9 protein-coding genes are annotated in these 14,550 nt (G+C 67.7%); 7 read left to right on the forward strand and 2 right to left on the reverse strand.

Translation table 11 applies throughout. The features are described 5' to 3' along the window. The first annotated feature begins 6 nt into the window (after positions 1–6). Entirely contained in the window at positions 7–2,997 is a 2,991-nt protein-coding gene (locus tag K32_RS07235; protein ID WP_201403370.1) for a bifunctional [glutamine synthetase] adenylyltransferase/[glutamine synthetase]-adenylyl-L-tyrosine phosphorylase, read from the forward strand. Positions 2,998–3,045: 48 nt separating this feature from the next. On the opposite strand, the gene K32_RS07240 is transcribed toward K32_RS07235, so the two are convergent. Further along, on the reverse strand, positions 3,046–5,391 hold the full coding sequence (locus K32_RS07240; protein ID WP_201404395.1) for an ATP-binding protein: 2,346 nt from the start codon (positions 5,389–5,391) through the stop codon (positions 3,046–3,048). A gap of 247 nt (positions 5,392–5,638) precedes the next feature. Further along, positions 5,639–8,284, reverse strand: coding sequence for an aminopeptidase N (gene pepN / locus K32_RS07245; RefSeq protein WP_201403371.1), 2,646 nt, complete (start codon positions 8,282–8,284; stop codon positions 5,639–5,641). 225 nt (positions 8,285–8,509) lie between these two features. Here pepN and K32_RS07250 point away from each other — a divergent pair, with 225 nt between their 5' ends. The 6 genes from K32_RS07250 (at position 8,510) to K32_RS07275 (ending at position 14,536) form a co-directional block, all read left to right on the forward strand. After that, complete coding sequence (locus K32_RS07250) at positions 8,510–8,884, forward strand: hypothetical protein (protein ID WP_201403372.1); 375 nt, start codon at positions 8,510–8,512, stop codon at positions 8,882–8,884. A gap of 83 nt (positions 8,885–8,967) precedes the next feature. Beyond that, positions 8,968–9,486: a YcnI family protein gene (locus K32_RS07255; RefSeq protein ID WP_201403373.1), complete on the forward strand. Its 519-nt coding sequence runs from the start codon at positions 8,968–8,970 to the stop codon at positions 9,484–9,486. 3 nt (positions 9,487–9,489) lie between these two features. Next, entirely contained in the window at positions 9,490–11,085 is a 1,596-nt protein-coding gene (locus K32_RS07260) for a copper resistance CopC/CopD family protein (protein WP_201403374.1), read from the forward strand. A 71-nt stretch (positions 11,086–11,156) separates the two neighbouring features. Continuing rightward, positions 11,157–12,182: a LacI family DNA-binding transcriptional regulator gene (locus K32_RS07265; protein WP_201403375.1), complete on the forward strand. Its 1,026-nt coding sequence runs from the start codon at positions 11,157–11,159 to the stop codon at positions 12,180–12,182. 83 nt (positions 12,183–12,265) lie between these two features. Further along, complete coding sequence (locus tag K32_RS07270) at positions 12,266–13,321, forward strand: sugar phosphate isomerase/epimerase (RefSeq protein WP_201403376.1); 1,056 nt, start codon at positions 12,266–12,268, stop codon at positions 13,319–13,321. A gap of 36 nt (positions 13,322–13,357) precedes the next feature. Next, complete coding sequence (locus K32_RS07275) at positions 13,358–14,536, forward strand: Gfo/Idh/MocA family protein (RefSeq protein ID WP_201403377.1); 1,179 nt, start codon at positions 13,358–13,360, stop codon at positions 14,534–14,536. Positions 14,537–14,550 lie beyond the last annotated feature (14 nt).

The following is a 14,550-nucleotide window of genomic DNA, read 5'->3' on the forward strand; positions in this document are numbered from 1 at the left end:
CGTGCGATGGCTGTACGCAAAACGAGATCGATGGCCGAGCCGTCCGGTCTTCCGCTCGCCGCCGTCATCGCAGCCGATCTGCGACCGCCGAAGGCGGCGCGAAGCCGCGAGATCCTCGGCGATCTGCAGGCGGCTGCCAAGGAGGCGGGCGCAGGGCCGGCCTTTGCCGAACTGCTGCAGTCGCATGCCGGGCTCGGTCCGTTCCTCGCCGCCGTCTTCGATGCCTCGCCCTTCCTGCGCCAGATCGCGCTCGACGACGGAAAGCGCCTCGTCGGCATTTTGGCGGAGAACCCCGATAGCCGTTTCGCCGAGCTGATGGCCGCCGTCGCCGCGTCGTGGCGCGACACCGACGAAGCCAGCCTGATGACGACGTTGCGCCGGGCGCGGGCCGAGGTGGCGCTGCTCGTCGGCCTCGCCGATCTCGGCGGCGTCTGGTCGGTCGACCGCGTCACCGGCGCGCTGACGACGTTCGCCGAGACCGCCGTCGCAGCGACCGTCGATTTCTTGCTCGCCGACGCCCACCAGGCCGGCAAGCTGCGCCTGCCGCATCCCGACGAGCCATCGCGCGATTCCGGTTGGATCCTGCTCGGCATGGGCAAGTGCGGCGCGCGCGAGCTGAACTATTCGAGCGACATCGACCTGATCGTGCTGTTCGATCCGGAGCGGGCGCAGCCGACCGATCGCGACGAGATCGGCGCGCTGTTCGTCCGCATGACCCGCCGGCTGGTCAAGATCTTGCAGGAGCGGACGAGCGACGGCTACGTCTTCCGCACGGATTTGCGGCTTCGCCCCGATCCTGGCTCTACCCAGGTGGCGATCTCGACGCCGGCGGCCTTCCTCTATTACGAGGCGAGCGGCCAGAACTGGGAACGCGCCGCGATGATCAAGGCGCGCCCCTTCGCCGGCGACATCGCGGCCGGCGACGACTTCCTGGCCGAGCTGGCGCCCTTCATCTGGCGCAAATATCTCGACTTCGCGGCGATTGCCGACATCCACTCGATCAAGCGCCAGATCCACGATCATCGCGGCCACGAGCAGGTGGCAGTCGCCGGCCACAACATCAAGCTCGGCCGCGGCGGCATCCGCGAGATCGAGTTCTTCGTCCAGACCCAGCAGCTGATCGCCGGCGGCCGCGACCGCGAACTGCGCGGGCGGCGCACGCTCGACATGCTGGATATCCTCGCCGCCAAGGGCTGGATCGCGCCGGAGACGGCGGAGGAACTGGCGCGCTGCTATCGCTTCCTGCGCGCCATCGAGCATCGCCTGCAGATGATCGCCGACGAGCAGACCCATACGCTCCCCGAGACGGAGGAGGGGCTGGAGGTCATCGCGCGCCTGATGGGCTACCGGACGGTGAAGGCCTTCTCCAAGGATCTGGTCGCGACGCTGGAGAAGGTGCGCGATCACTATATCCAGCTGTTCGAGGCCGCCCCGCCGCTTTCCTCCTCGCTCGGCAGCCTCGTCTTCACCGGCGACGACGAGGATCCGGAGACGGTGGCGACGCTGGCGAGCCTCGGCTACCGCAATCCGCGCGAGGTGAGCCGGACGATCCGCGGCTGGCATTTCGGCCGCTATCCGGCGATGCGCTCGGCCGCCGCGCGCGAGCGGCTGACCGAGATCACGCCGGCGCTGCTCGAGGCGCTGTCGTCGACCGACAATGCCGACGCCGCCTTCAACGCGTTCGACCGCTTCCTCGCCCGCCTGCCGGCCGGCGTCCAGCTGTTCGCGCTTCTGAGCTCGAATCCGGGCCTCCTGAACCTCCTCACCACGATCATGGGCACGGCGCCGCGCCTGGCGGAGATCGTCACGGCGCGGCCGCATGTGCTCGACGCGGTGCTCGACCCCGCCTTCTTCGGCCGCCTGCCGGACAAGGCGATCCTTGCCGCCCGGCTCGACGCCAGCCTCGCCGAGGCGGAATCGCTGGAGGACGTGCTCGACCGCGCGCGCATCTTCGGCAAGGAGCAGGGCTTCCTGATCGGCGTCCGCGTCGTCGCAGGCTCGGTGAGCACGCGCGCCGCCGGCTTCGCTTATGCCGACCTCGCCGACCTTCTCGTCTCGACCCTGCTGGAGCATGTTCGCAAGGCGCTCGAGGCGCAGCACGGCACGATCCCGCAGAGCCGGATCGCGCTGCTGGCGATGGGCAAGTTCGGCGGGCGCGAGATGACGGCGTCGTCGGATCTCGATCTCATCCTGCTCTATGATTTCCCCGATACCGAGACGGGCTCGAACGGTGCGCGGCCGCTCTCCGGCAGCCAGTATTTCGCGCGGCTGACGCAGCGCCTGATCGCGGCGATCTCCGCGCCGACGGCCGAGGGTTCGCTCTACGAGGTCGATTTCCGCCTGCGGCCTTCCGGCAATTCCGGACCGCTCGCCACCCACATCCGCTCCTTCGTCGAATACCAGACCAAGGAGGCCTGGACCTGGGAGCACATGGCGCTGACGCGGGCGCGGCCGATCGGCGGCGACGACAGCCTGATCGCGGCCGCCGTGGCCGATGTCCGCGCCATCCTCTCCACGCCGCATGACCAGAAGAAGGTCCAGCGCGACGTGCTGGAGATGCGCGCCCTGCTGGAAGCCGAGAAGACGGCCGAGGGCCCATGGGACCTGAAGCAGGTGCCCGGCGGCCAGATCGACATCGAGTTCATCACCCAGTACCTGCAGCTCGTGCATGGCGCCGGGCATCCGGAGATCCTCGACGTCGAGACCGAGGTATCGCTCGCGGCCGCCTCGCGAGCTGGGCTGTTGCCGGCGACGGAGGCGGAGATCCTGCTGCCGGCGCTCCGGCTCTATCAGAAGCTGGTGCTGATCCTGCGGCTCAGCGTCGACGGCCCGTTCAACCCGGCTGAGGCGCCGCGCGGACTGCTCGGCCTCCTGTCGCGGGCCGGCGAGCTGCCTGATTTCGCGACCCTCGACGCCCATGTCCAGGCGACGCAGAAGGACGTCCGCGCCGCCTTCGAGCGCATCATCGGCAAGGTTCGCAAGAGCAAGAAGGCCTAGCGACGCGTCACGCGTCGCTGGCGGGCGGCTTCCCGCATAGGCTGATGGTCAGCGGGAAGGTTCGGCGGAGGCGCCGAGGCGGAGGGCGACGCCGGCCGAGGCGCCGGTCGGCGGCTCCAGCTGGGCCGTCTGCATCAGCGGCAGGCGGATCGAGACGATCGTGCCCTTGCCCTCCTGGCTGCGGATGCGCATCGCGCCGCCATGCAGCTCCGCCAGCGAGCGGGTGATGGCGAGGCCGAGGCCCGAGCCCTTGTGGCTCTTGGTGAACTGGTTCTGCACCTGTTCGAAGGGCTGGCCGAGCTTCTTCAGCGCTTCCTTCGGAATGCCGATGCCGTTGTCCTCGATGGTCAGCGTGACGGCGCTGCCGATCTTGCGGGCGCGGACGCTGATATGGCCGTTCTCCGGCGTGAACTTCACCGCGTTCGACAGAAGGTTGAGCACCATCTGCTTCACCGCGCGCCGGTCGGCGTGCAGGCTGAGCGTGTTCTCCAGGTCGGCCGTGATCGAGACCTTGCGCGCCGCGGCTTCCGGCGTCATGACGCGGGCGGCCTCGTCGACGATCTGGTCCAGCATCAGCGGCTCCATGTCGAGCGTCATGCGACCGGCTTCAATCCGGGCCATATCGAGGACGTCGTTGATGACGTTCAGCAGGAAATTGCCGCTGGCGTTGATGTCCTGGCAGTACTCGCCGTATTTCGGCGAGCCGAGCGGGCCAAACAGGCCGGACTGCATGATCTCCGAGAAGCCGATGATGGCGTTGAGCGGCGTGCGCAGCTCGTGGCTGATGTTGGCGAGGAATTCGGACTTCGTGCGGTTGGCCGCCTCGGCGCGATCCTTCTGCTCCGAATATTTCTCGGCGAGTTCGACCATCTCCTGCGCCTGCTGCTCCAGCTTCTGGCGCGACTGGCGGAGGTCGGCGATGGTCGCCATCAGGCGGCGCTCGCCGTCGATCAGCTTCTCTTCGTGGCGCTTGATCGTCGTGATGTCGGTGCCGACGGAAACGAAGCCGCCATCCTTGGTGCGGCGCTCGCTGATCTGCAGCCAGCGGCCGTCATTGAGCTGCGCCTCGAAGGAGCGGGCGCCTTCCTCGGCGCGGCCTTCGGACGGGACCTGCGCCCGCACCACGGGCTGGTGGCCAGCGGCGATGACTTCGGCATAGGGCGTGCCGGGCTGCAGGACCGCATCCGGAATCCCGTGCAGCTGCTGGTACTTCGAGTTGCACATGACGAGCTTGTTCTCGATATCCCAGAGCACGAAGGCCTCCGAGATCGTCTCGATCGCGTCGCGCAGGCGGATGTCGGCGGTGCGCGAGCTCTCGGCGAGGCGCATCTGCTCGGTGACGTCGACGGCGATGCCGATCAGGTGCGGCTCGGTGCCGTCGGCGCCGACCAACTCGACGCGGATGCGCAGCCAGACATAGCTGCCGTCGGCCTTGCGCATGCGGAACATGCGGTCGACGGTCGTCTCGTTCGCCTCATAGAGCGCCTCGACCAGGTTCATCAGGTCGCCGTCTTCCGGGTGGACCAGCTCGTTCACCTCGCCGAAGCCGAGCAGCGTGTCCCGTGGCGCCATGCCGACAAGTTCGAACATGGATTTCGACCAGAAGAGCCGGCCGCGCGCGACGTCCCAGTCCCACAGGCCGCAGCGGCCGCGGCGGAGCGCCGTGTCGAAGCGGTCATAGGTCTCCTGGTAGATGATGTCGGCTTCCTGGGCGCGGGCCGACTGCGAGAAATAGCCGTACAGGATCACGAGCAGGATGCCGCTGGTGCCGACGAAGACCGAGACGTTGAGCGAGACGTCGGCGCGCCAGTCGCGATAGATGGCGGTCAGCGGGGTGGCGACGGCGACGAAGCCGAGGCGGCCGTTCAGGTGGCGGAGCGTGGCGAGCGCCGGCTGGTCACCGTCGACGGTGACCTTGAGGACGCCGGCGCGGTCACCGAAGATGACGAGCGGCTGCGCGCCGGAGATCACCTCGGTGAAGCTGCGTTCCTCTTCCATCGGCGAACGCGGCGCGGTGGCGATGATGCGGCCGTTGGTGTCGGCGACGTAGACCCGCTCGCCGGTGTTGGAGGCGCTCGGCGGCAGGGCGTTGTCGAGCGCGTTCTGCACGGCCATCTGGTAGCGGTCGTTCGACAGCGTCGGCTCGATCTGGTCGAGCGACTGCGCGAGATAGCTCGCGACCATGCCCATCATGTCGCGCGACTGGTTCTCGCGCTCCATACGGAGGTCGTAGAGCTGCATGAAGCGCGCGAGGGCGACGATCAGCAGGAAGATGATGATGAGCACGGGGATGCAGCGGCGCAGGATCGGCTCGGACGAGACGAGCTTTTCGTAGGCCGGTTTCGCGAGCAGCCTCGCGTGACCTTTGATCATCTGCTTGCGTCGAAACAACATCCCGGCAATAGGCATGCGCTCGCTCGCAGACGCACTGGCTGTCTCTGCCCGCGCCATCTCGGCCCCCTGGTACCCGCTGTCATCGGGCCAGTCCCTTGCCCCGAATCACCCCCATTTGAATCGACGCGAATCACATTGTCCAGACGGCATTAGGGTTTCGTTAAGCATAATTTTCAGGCCGCGCCGGAGGCGAGTCCGGAGCGGCGATTTGTATGCCGGGAATGGCGGATTTTCTAGCTTTTTATGCTCAGGCGAGGGTCCGTGTGACGATGTCGCGCGTGTCCGGCGAGAGGGCTTTCGCCGCGGCGATCCGCTTCAAGGCCGCCTCGGCATGAGCGCGCCGCACCGGCTCCAGCGCGCGCCACGACCGGAAGCTGACCAGCAGCCGCGACGTCGTCTGCGGGTTGCGCTTGTCGAGGTCGAGCGCGAAGTCGGCGAGGAACTCGTAACCGGCACCGTCGATGCGGTTGAACTGGGTCTGGTTGGCGCCGGCGAAGCTGCCGACGAGAGCCCGGATCCGGTTCGGATTGTTCGCCGCGTAGGAGGGGTGGCGCAGCAGCGCCTGCACGCGGTCGAGCGTTTCCGAAGAGGGAACCGTCGCCTCGAGCATCAGCCACTTGTCGAGCACGAGGGCGTCGTCGGCATAGCGGTCATGGAAGGCGTTCAGGACGGCGCGCCGCTCCGGCAGCGCCGCCTGCGCGAGCACGCCGACCGCAGCCAGCCGGTCCGTCATGTTGCTGGCGCCCTCGAAATGCCGCAGCGCCCGATCGACCGCCGATTGCGAGCGGGTGGCGAGCAGCAGGTCGAGCAGGGTGTTGCGCAGCGCCCGCCGGCCGGCGCTGCCGGCGTCCGGCGCGTAGGCGCCGGCCTCGGTCGAGAGCGCCTCGTAGCGGCGGCTGAGGCGGTCCTCCAGCCCCGTGGCGATGGAGAGCCGCAGGGCGCGGCGCGCCGCCGCGATAGCGTCCGGGTCGACGTCGTGGCCGAGCTCGCGGGCGATGTCGGCCTCGCTCGGCAGCTGCAGCACCTGGGCGCGGAAGGCCGGCTCCAGCAGCTCGTTGTCGACGACCTCGCCGAGCGCCTCGATCAGGGCGGGCTCGACATGGGCGGGGCGGCCCTTGATCTGGTCGGCGGTGCCGGCGATCAGGTTGCGCATCGCCAGCGTCTGCGCCGCCTGCCAGCGGTTGAACGGATCGCTGTCGGCGCGGACCTGGAACAGCAGGTCGGCCGTGGAGATGTCGATGGCGAGGCGGACCGGCGCCGAGAAGCCGCGGAGCAGCGACGGCACCGGCCGCGCGCCGACGCCCTCGAAGGTCAGCGTCTGGCTCCCTTCCGTCAGGTGGATGACGTCGTTCTCGACGCGTCCGCCACGGACGTCCTCATAGCCGAGATCCTCGCCGTTCGGACCCATCAGGCCGAAGCGGATCGGGGTGTGCATCGGCTTCTTCATCGTCTGCCCGGGCGTCGCCGGCACGCTCTGCGTGAGGGACAGGCGATAGGTCCGGGCGGCGGCGTCATAGTCGCCCTTGGCGATGATCTGCGGCGTGCCGGCCTGCGTGTACCAGAGGTGGAACTGGGCGAGGTCGACGCCGGCCGCATCGGCGAAGCTGGCGAGGAAATCCTCGACCGTCGCCGCCTCGCCGTCATGGCGCTCGAAATAGAGATCCATACCCTTGCGAAAATCCTCGGGGCCGAGGATCGTCTTCAGCATGCGCACGACCTCGGCGCCCTTCTCGTACACGGTCGGCGTGTAGAAGTTACTGATTTCATGATAGATTTCGGGGCGGACCGGGTGGGCGAGCGGGCCGCCATCCTCCGGGAACTGGCGCGCCTGCAGCGTGCGCACGTCGGCGATGCGCTTCACCGCGCGCGAGCGCATGTCGGACGAGAACTCCTGGTCGCGGAAGACCGTCAGGCCCTCCTTCAGGCAGAGCTGGAACCAGTCGCGGCAGGTGATGCGGTTGCCCGTCCAGTTGTGGAAATATTCATGCGCGATGACGCCCTCGACATTGGCGTAGTCGGCATCGGTCGCGGTATCCGGATCGGCAAGGACGTACTTGTCGTTGAAGATGTTGAGGCCCTTGTTCTCCATCGCGCCCATGTTGAAATCCGACACGGCGACGATGACGAAGATGTCGAGGTCGTATTCCAGGCCGAAGACGTCCTCGTCCCACTTCATCGAGCGCTTCAGCGCGTCCATGGCATAGGCGCAGCGTTCTTCCTTGCCGTGCTCGCAATAGATGCGCAGCTCGACGTCGCGGCCCGACAGGGTCGTGAAGCTGTCAGTGATGACGCCGAGGTCGCCGGCCACCATGGCGAACAGGTAGGAGGGCTTGGGGAAGGGGTCGTGCCAGATTGCGAAATGGCGGTCGGTGCCCGGAATGTCGCCGCTCTCGACCGGATTGCCATTGGCGAGCAGGACCGGTGCATCGATCTTCGAGGCTTCGATGCGCGTGGTGTAGACGGCGAGCACGTCCGGCCGGTCGAGGAAATAGGTGATGCGGCGGAAGCCCTCCGCCTCGCACTGCGTGCAATAGGTGCCGCTGCTGCGATAGAGGCCCATCAGCTTGGTATTGGCGTTGGCGTCGACCTCGGTCTCGATCTCCAGCGTGAACGGCGCGTTCGGCACGCCGGTGACCGTCAGGAGGTCGGGCGTCGCCACATAGCGATCGGCGGGGAGGGGTGCGCCGTCGAGCTTCAGGCCCTTCAGGACGGTCTCGTCGCCGATGAGTTCGAGCTTGCCGCTTGCTGCCTCTTCCGTGTTCGGCCGGACCGAAAGCGTGGCGGTGACGCGCGTCGCCTTGGGGGCTAGGACGAAGTTCAGCGCCACCCTGTCGATGGTGAAGGCCGGAGCGCGGTAGTCTTCGAGCCGGAAAGCGGCGGTGTCGGTTTTCATCAAGGAAGTCTCCCGCGCGACCGGCCTCGGATCAGCCAGTTCAGTTGGTCTCTAATCTAGGGGCTTCGGCTGGGGCTCGCTATGGCAAAGCCGGAATTCCCCTGAAAGTCGGGAAACCTTTCCGCGGATGGGGCATCCAAGCCAATGCGTCGCACTGGCCGGATGCGGCGAAGCTCTGTAACACTGCGACCGGCAGATCGGGCGTTCGGCTCGCAGGGGCGGTGAATGGCAAATTCCTGGCGACAGCTGGCAGGAGAGGTGGGGAGCGCCTTCGGCGTTCTGGCCATTCTCATCCTGACGCTGCTTGCGCCGGTGCATGCCAGCGCCGAGGCCCGGCTGGCGCTGGGCGACCGCAGCGGCCTGACCATTCTCTGCCTTCCGGCCGGCGAACAAACGGATCCCGCCAAGGGAACCAAGGTCAGCGCCTGCGATATCTGCGTGCTGTCGCAGGTCGCCAAGGCGTTCGGGCCGGCGGCGGCGTTGCCGGTTCCGCAGCCGGCGCTGCCGGTCGCCTTCACGCTGCTGCCCGCCGTCCAGTCGATCGATGCCGGGGCGGCGCTGGTCTTCCTTCCCGACGCGCGCGGGCCTCCGCTCGCCTGAAATCGCCGGCCGTCCCTTCGGGCGGTCGTCTCGCGCCGGCGCGGCTCCGCACCGGCAATGCATTGCGATATCAGGTGAATTTCATGAACAAGCTTCTGTTCGCTGGCGCCGCTGGCGTCCTCTTCCTGTCCGCTTCCGCGGCTTCCGCCCATGTGACGCTCGCCACCCAGGAGGCCAAGCTCGGCACGAGCTACAAGGCCGTGCTGCAGGTTGGCCATGGCTGCGCCGGCTCGCCGACCGTCAAGCTGCGCGTCCAGATCCCCGAGGGCGTCATCAACGTCAAGCCGCAGCCGAAGCCCGGCTGGACGGTCGAGACCGTCAAGGGCGCCTACGCCAAGACCTACGACCTCTGGGGCGCCAAGGTGTCGGAAGGCGTGAAGGAGATCGTCTGGTCGGGCGGCAGCCTGCCGGACGACTTCTATGACGAGTTCGCCTTCCGCACCTACCTGACCGGCGATCTGCCGGCCGGCCCGCTCTATTTCCCCGTCGTGCAGGAATGCGAGAAGGGCAGCGAGCGCTGGATCGAGATTCCGGCGGCGGGCAAGTCGGCGGACGACTACGAGCAGCCTGCGCCGGCCGTGACGCTCTCGCCGAAGGGCTGAGTGATGTCCCTGCGTGGCCTTCTTATGTGCCTCGCTCTGATCCTCCTCGCGGCGCCGCTGGCGCCGCGAGAAGCGTCGGCGCATGCGGCGCTGGTGGCGAGCGAGCCCGCCGCCGGCAGTGTTCTGCCAACCTCGCCCGACACGGTCGAGCTGACCTTCAGCGAGGCGGTGGCGCCGCTGGTGTTCCGCCTGCTGTCGCCGGGCGGCGCCGCGACCGACCTCGCCGGCGCGCGCAGCGACGGCGCCCGGCTGATCCTGCCGCTGCCGGTGGAGCTGGGGCAGGGCACCCATGTCGTCAGTTGGCGGGTCGTCTCCGAGGATGGCCATCCGATCGGCGGTACGCTCGTCTTTTCGGTTGGCGCCGCCAGCGGAACCGCCGCTTCGGCAGCGACCGAGGTCGCCTCCCTCGATGTCGCCATCGGCCTGTGGCTCGCCCGGGTCGGGCTCTATTCGGCGCTTTTCCTCGGCATCGGCGGCGTGTTCTTCGCGGCGTGGTCGTCGCGCGCGCCGATCCGCCCAAGCGTCTTGCGCAGCATCTGGACGGCCTTGCTCGGCCTCGGCGTCGTCTCGGCCGTCGTCGGTCTCGGTTCACAGGGCCTCGATGCGCTCGACCTGCCGCTGTCGGGGCTTGCCAACCGCAACGTCTGGGCGACCAGCCTCTCCACCAGTTTCGGGCGCACGGCCGTCATCGCCGTGATCGCGTCGGGGCTCGGCATCGTCGCGCTGCGCACCTCGGCGCTCGGGTCCCGCCGCGCGCTTGCCTCGGTCGCCATGCTGGCGCCGGGACTGGCGCTGGCCGCGACCGGCCATGCCTCGGCCGCCGCGCCGCAATGGCTGATGCGGCCGCTGGTCTTTCTGCATGCCGGCGCCATCGCCTGGTGGGCGGGCGCGCTGTTGCCGCTGGCGGTGGCGCTGCATGCCGGCCGTGGTCGCGCGATCCTGGTGCGGTTTTCCCGGATCGTCCCCTTCGTCTTCGCCATCCTTCTCACTTCGGGCACCGTCATCGCCATCGTGCAGATGGGCGCTTTCGAGGCGTTCTGGACGACCGGCTATGGCCGCATCCTGGCCCTGAAGCTCGCCGTCGTGGCGCTTGTGCTGGTCCTTGCCGTGCACAACCGACTCGCGCTGACGCGGCCCGTTGTCCTCGGCGACGAGCGCGCGACGCGCAGCCTGGTCCGCTCGGTCGCGGCGGAACTGGCCCTGGTCGTCATCGTCTTCGGGCTTGTGGCCGGCTGGCGCTTCACGCCGCCGCCGCGCACGCTCGACGCGGCGCTGCCGCCGATCGAGCTGCACCTCCATGGCGAGAAGGCGATGGCCGAATTCGTGCTGACGCCGCATGCCTCGGGTGCCGCCACGGTCGATATCGATCCACTCGACGCCGATGGCGTGCCCTTCAAGCCGCGGGAGGTCACCGTTTCCCTGGCGCCGTCCAATGGCGGAATGGAGCCGATCCGCGTGCCGGCTGAGCCGGGCGAGGATGGCCGCTGGCGCGCGTCGGTGGCAGGTCTTTCGGGCACACTCGACTGGAAAATCCGCGTTGACCTGCTGATCAGCGACTTCGACAAGGTCATTCTGGAGGGGCAGTTCACGCTTCCGTAGACGTCAATTGCAAACTCTGAGTTGCCTACCTCATTTCCTGATGATATTTCATCAGGCGGGAGGAATACCTCGTGGGCAAGACGACGCTGCAAGACGTCGCCCGGGAGGCCGGTGTCAGTCTCGCGACCGTGGATCGCGTGCTGAACGGGAGAGCCGGCGTCCATGCGCGAACGGTCGAGAAGGTGCAGACCGCTGTCGATCGGCTGAATTATCAGCCGGATCGGATGGCGTCGCGCCTGGCGCGCGGCCGCGACTATCGCTTCGAAATCCTGCTTCCGAGCGGGACGAACGAGTTCATGCGCGTGCTCGAAACCGAGTTTCGCGCCACCGCCGAGCGCTACGTGCACGAGCGGGTCCTGCTCAACATCACCCAGGTCGACGTCTTCGACGGCGAGGCGCTGGCGACGGCGCTGGAAAAGCTTCCCACCGACATTGATGGTCTCGCCGTCGTGGCGCTCGACCATCCGGCCGTCGCCGAGGCGATCAATACGATCGTCGCTCAGGGCATCACCGTGGTGACGCTGGTTTCCGACCTGCCGGGAACGCGCCGCTCGCATTTCGTCGGCATCGACAACTACGCCGCCGGACGAACGGCGGCGAGCCTGCTCGGGCGGTTCCTCGGCAGGCGGCAGGGCAAGGTCGGGCTGATCGCCGGATCGCTGGCGCTGCGCGATCACATCGAGCGCCAGTACGGCTTCGAGCAGATCGTCGCTCGCGAATATCCCAATCTCGAAGTGCTGCCGGTGCGCGAGGGGCGCGACGAGGACGACCGCGTGCGATCCGCCGCCGAGGCGCTGCTCGCCGAGCACGACGATCTCGTCGGCGTCTACAATGTCGGCGGCGGCACGCCGGGCATCGTCGCCGCGCTCGAGAGCGCCGGCCGGACCCGCGACATCGTCTTCGTGGCGCACGAGCTGACGGCCTTCAACCGCCGCCATCTCATCCGCGGCCCCATCGACGCGATCATCAACCAGGATCCCGGCCACATGGCCCGCAGCACCGCGCGCATCCTGCTCGCGATGCGCGAGGGCATGGAGATCGTTCCCGGCCAGGAACGCATCAAGATCGATATTTTCATCCGGGACAACGTGCCCTGACGGGCGTGTCCAGACTTCAACCGACCAGGCTTCCACCGACCGAGGGCGTCAGCCCGAGACGACAGACCCGAAGGAGACTTTCGATGAAGACGATCAAGGGACCCGCCATTTTCCTGGCGCAGTTCGCCGGTGACGCCGCACCGTTCAACTCGTTCGACGCGATCTGCGGATGGGCCTCCTCGCTCGGCTACAAGGGCGTTCAGATCCCGACCTGGGACAGCCGCCTGATCGATCTCAACAAGGCGTCGGAATCGAAGGATTATTGCGACGAGCTGGCCGGCACCGCCGCCAAGCATGGCCTCGAGATCACCGAGCTTGCCTCGCACATCATCGGCCAGCTGGTCGCCGTGCACCCGGTCTATGACGAGCTGATGGACGGCTTCGCGGTTCCCGCCGTGCGCGGCAACCCGAAGGCGCGCCAGGAATGGGCCGTCGACCATGTGAAGCGGGCCGCCCGCGCCTCGAAGAATCTCGGCCTCAAGGCCCACCCGACCTTCTCGGGCGCGCTCGCCTGGCCGTTCCTCTATCCATTCCCGCAGCGTCCGGCCGGCCTGGTCGAGGAGGCGTTCGCCGAGCTCGGCCGTCGCTGGACCCCGATCCTCGACGTGTTCGAGGAAAATGGCGTCGACGTCGCCTACGAGATCCATCCGAGCGAGGATCTGCATGACGGCATCACCTTCGAGATGTTCCTCGACGAGGTGAAGAACCATCCGCGCGCCAACCTGCTCTACGATCCCTCGCACTTCGTGCTGCAGCAGCTCGACTATCTCGACTACATCGACATCTATCACGAGCGCATCAAGGCCTTCCACGTGAAGGACGCCGAGTTCAACCCGACCGGCCGCCAGGGCGTTTATGGCGGTTACCAGAGCTGGGTGAACCGCGCCGGCCGCTTCCGTTCGCTGGGCGACGGCCAGGTCGATTTCGGCGCCATCTTCTCGAAGCTGACTGCCTACGACTATGACAGCTGGGCCGTGCTCGAGTGGGAATGCGCGCTGAAGCATCCGGAAGACGGTGCGCGCGAGGGTGCCGAGTTCATCAAGCACCACATCATTCGCGTCACCGAGCACGCCTTCGACGATTTCGCCGGCGCCGGCACCGACGAGGCGGCCAACCGCCGCATTCTCGGCATCGCCTGACCCCCACAGGCAACGTAGCAGGAATTGGAGTAGATCATGGCAATCGGAGCCAGCAAGGAAGAAGCCACCAGCCGTCGCATCCGCCTCGGCATGGTCGGCGGCGGGCAGGGCGCGTTCATCGGCGCCGTGCACCGCATCGCGGCCCGCATGGACGACCAGTATGAACTCGTCGCCGGCGCGCTGTCGTCGGATCCGGCCCGCGCCGCCGCGTCGGCCAAGGACCTCGGCATCGCCGCCGACCGCTCCTACGCCTCGTACGAGGAAATGGCCAAGGCCGAGGCCGCCCGTCCCGACGGCATCGAAGCCGTCGCGATCGTCACGCCGAACCATGTGCACGCACCGGCGGCCAAGGCGTTCCTGAACGCCGGCATTCACGTCATCTGCGACAAGCCGATGACGCTGACGGTCGACGAGGCGAAGGAACTGGTGGATCTGGTGAAGTCGTCGGGCAAGATCTTCGCCCTGACGCACAACTACACCGGCTATCCGATGATCCGGCAGGCCCGCGCCATGGTCGCCGCCGGCGAGCTCGGCGAGATCCGTCTGATCCAGGCCGAATATCCGCAGGATTGGCTGACCGAGCGGGCCGAGGCTTCCGGCTCCAACAAGCAGGCCGAATGGCGCACCGACCCGGCCCGCACCGGCGCCGGCGGTTGCATCGGCGATATCGGCACCCACGCCTACAACCTCGCCTGCTACGTCTCCGGGCTGGAGCTGGACGAGCTGCTGGCGCAGCTTTCGACCTTCGTCGAGGGCCGTCTCGTTGACGACGACGTGCAGATCCTGCTCAAGTGGAAGGGCGGCGCCAAGGGCATGCTCTGGGCGAGCCAGGTTGCCGTCGGCAACGAGAACGGTCTGAAGCTGCGAATCTACGGCACCAAGGGTGGCCTTGAATGGACGCAGGCGGATCCGAACTATCTCTGGTTCACCAAGTTCGGTGAGCCGAAGCAGCTTCTGACCCGCAACGGCGCCGGCGCCTGGGCGGAAGGCACGCGCGTCAGCCGCGTGCCGGGCGGCCATCCGGAGGGGTATCTGGAGGGCTTCGCCAACGTCTACACGGAAGCAGCCCGCGCCATTCATGCGGCGCGTGACGGCAGTGCGGTCGACCCGGCCGTGAACTATCCGACGGTCGAGGACGGCCTGGTCGGCATGCAGTTCATCGAAGCCGCCGTCGCCTCCTCCAAGGCCGGCAACGTCTGGACCAAAGTCGGCTGATGACCAACGCCGAA

Origin of the sequence: Kaistia sp. 32K, from assembly GCF_016629525.1 — a bacterium.
In the GTDB taxonomy this organism is placed as follows: Bacteria; Pseudomonadota; Alphaproteobacteria; order Rhizobiales; family Kaistiaceae; genus Kaistia.

Excerpts from the sequence above, each read along its gene's own strand:
- K32_RS07270 (WP_201403376.1), top strand. The coding sequence starts at position 12,266 with ATGAAGACGATCAAGGGACCCGCCATTTTCCTGGCGCAGTTCGCCGGT.
- K32_RS07275 (WP_201403377.1), top strand. The coding sequence starts at position 13,358 with ATGGCAATCGGAGCCAGCAAGGAAGAAGCCACCAGCCGTCGCATCCGC.
- K32_RS07260 (WP_201403374.1), top strand. The coding sequence starts at position 9,490 with ATGTCCCTGCGTGGCCTTCTTATGTGCCTCGCTCTGATCCTCCTCGCG.
- K32_RS07235 (WP_201403370.1), top strand. The coding sequence starts at position 7 with ATGGCTGTACGCAAAACGAGATCGATGGCCGAGCCGTCCGGTCTTCCG.
- K32_RS07255 (WP_201403373.1), top strand. The coding sequence starts at position 8,968 with ATGAACAAGCTTCTGTTCGCTGGCGCCGCTGGCGTCCTCTTCCTGTCC.
- K32_RS07250 (WP_201403372.1), top strand. The coding sequence starts at position 8,510 with ATGGCAAATTCCTGGCGACAGCTGGCAGGAGAGGTGGGGAGCGCCTTC.
- pepN (WP_201403371.1), bottom strand. The coding sequence starts at position 8,284 with ATGAAAACCGACACCGCCGCTTTCCGGCTCGAAGACTACCGCGCTCCG.
- K32_RS07240 (WP_201404395.1), bottom strand. The coding sequence starts at position 5,391 with ATGTTGTTTCGACGCAAGCAGATGATCAAAGGTCACGCGAGGCTGCTC.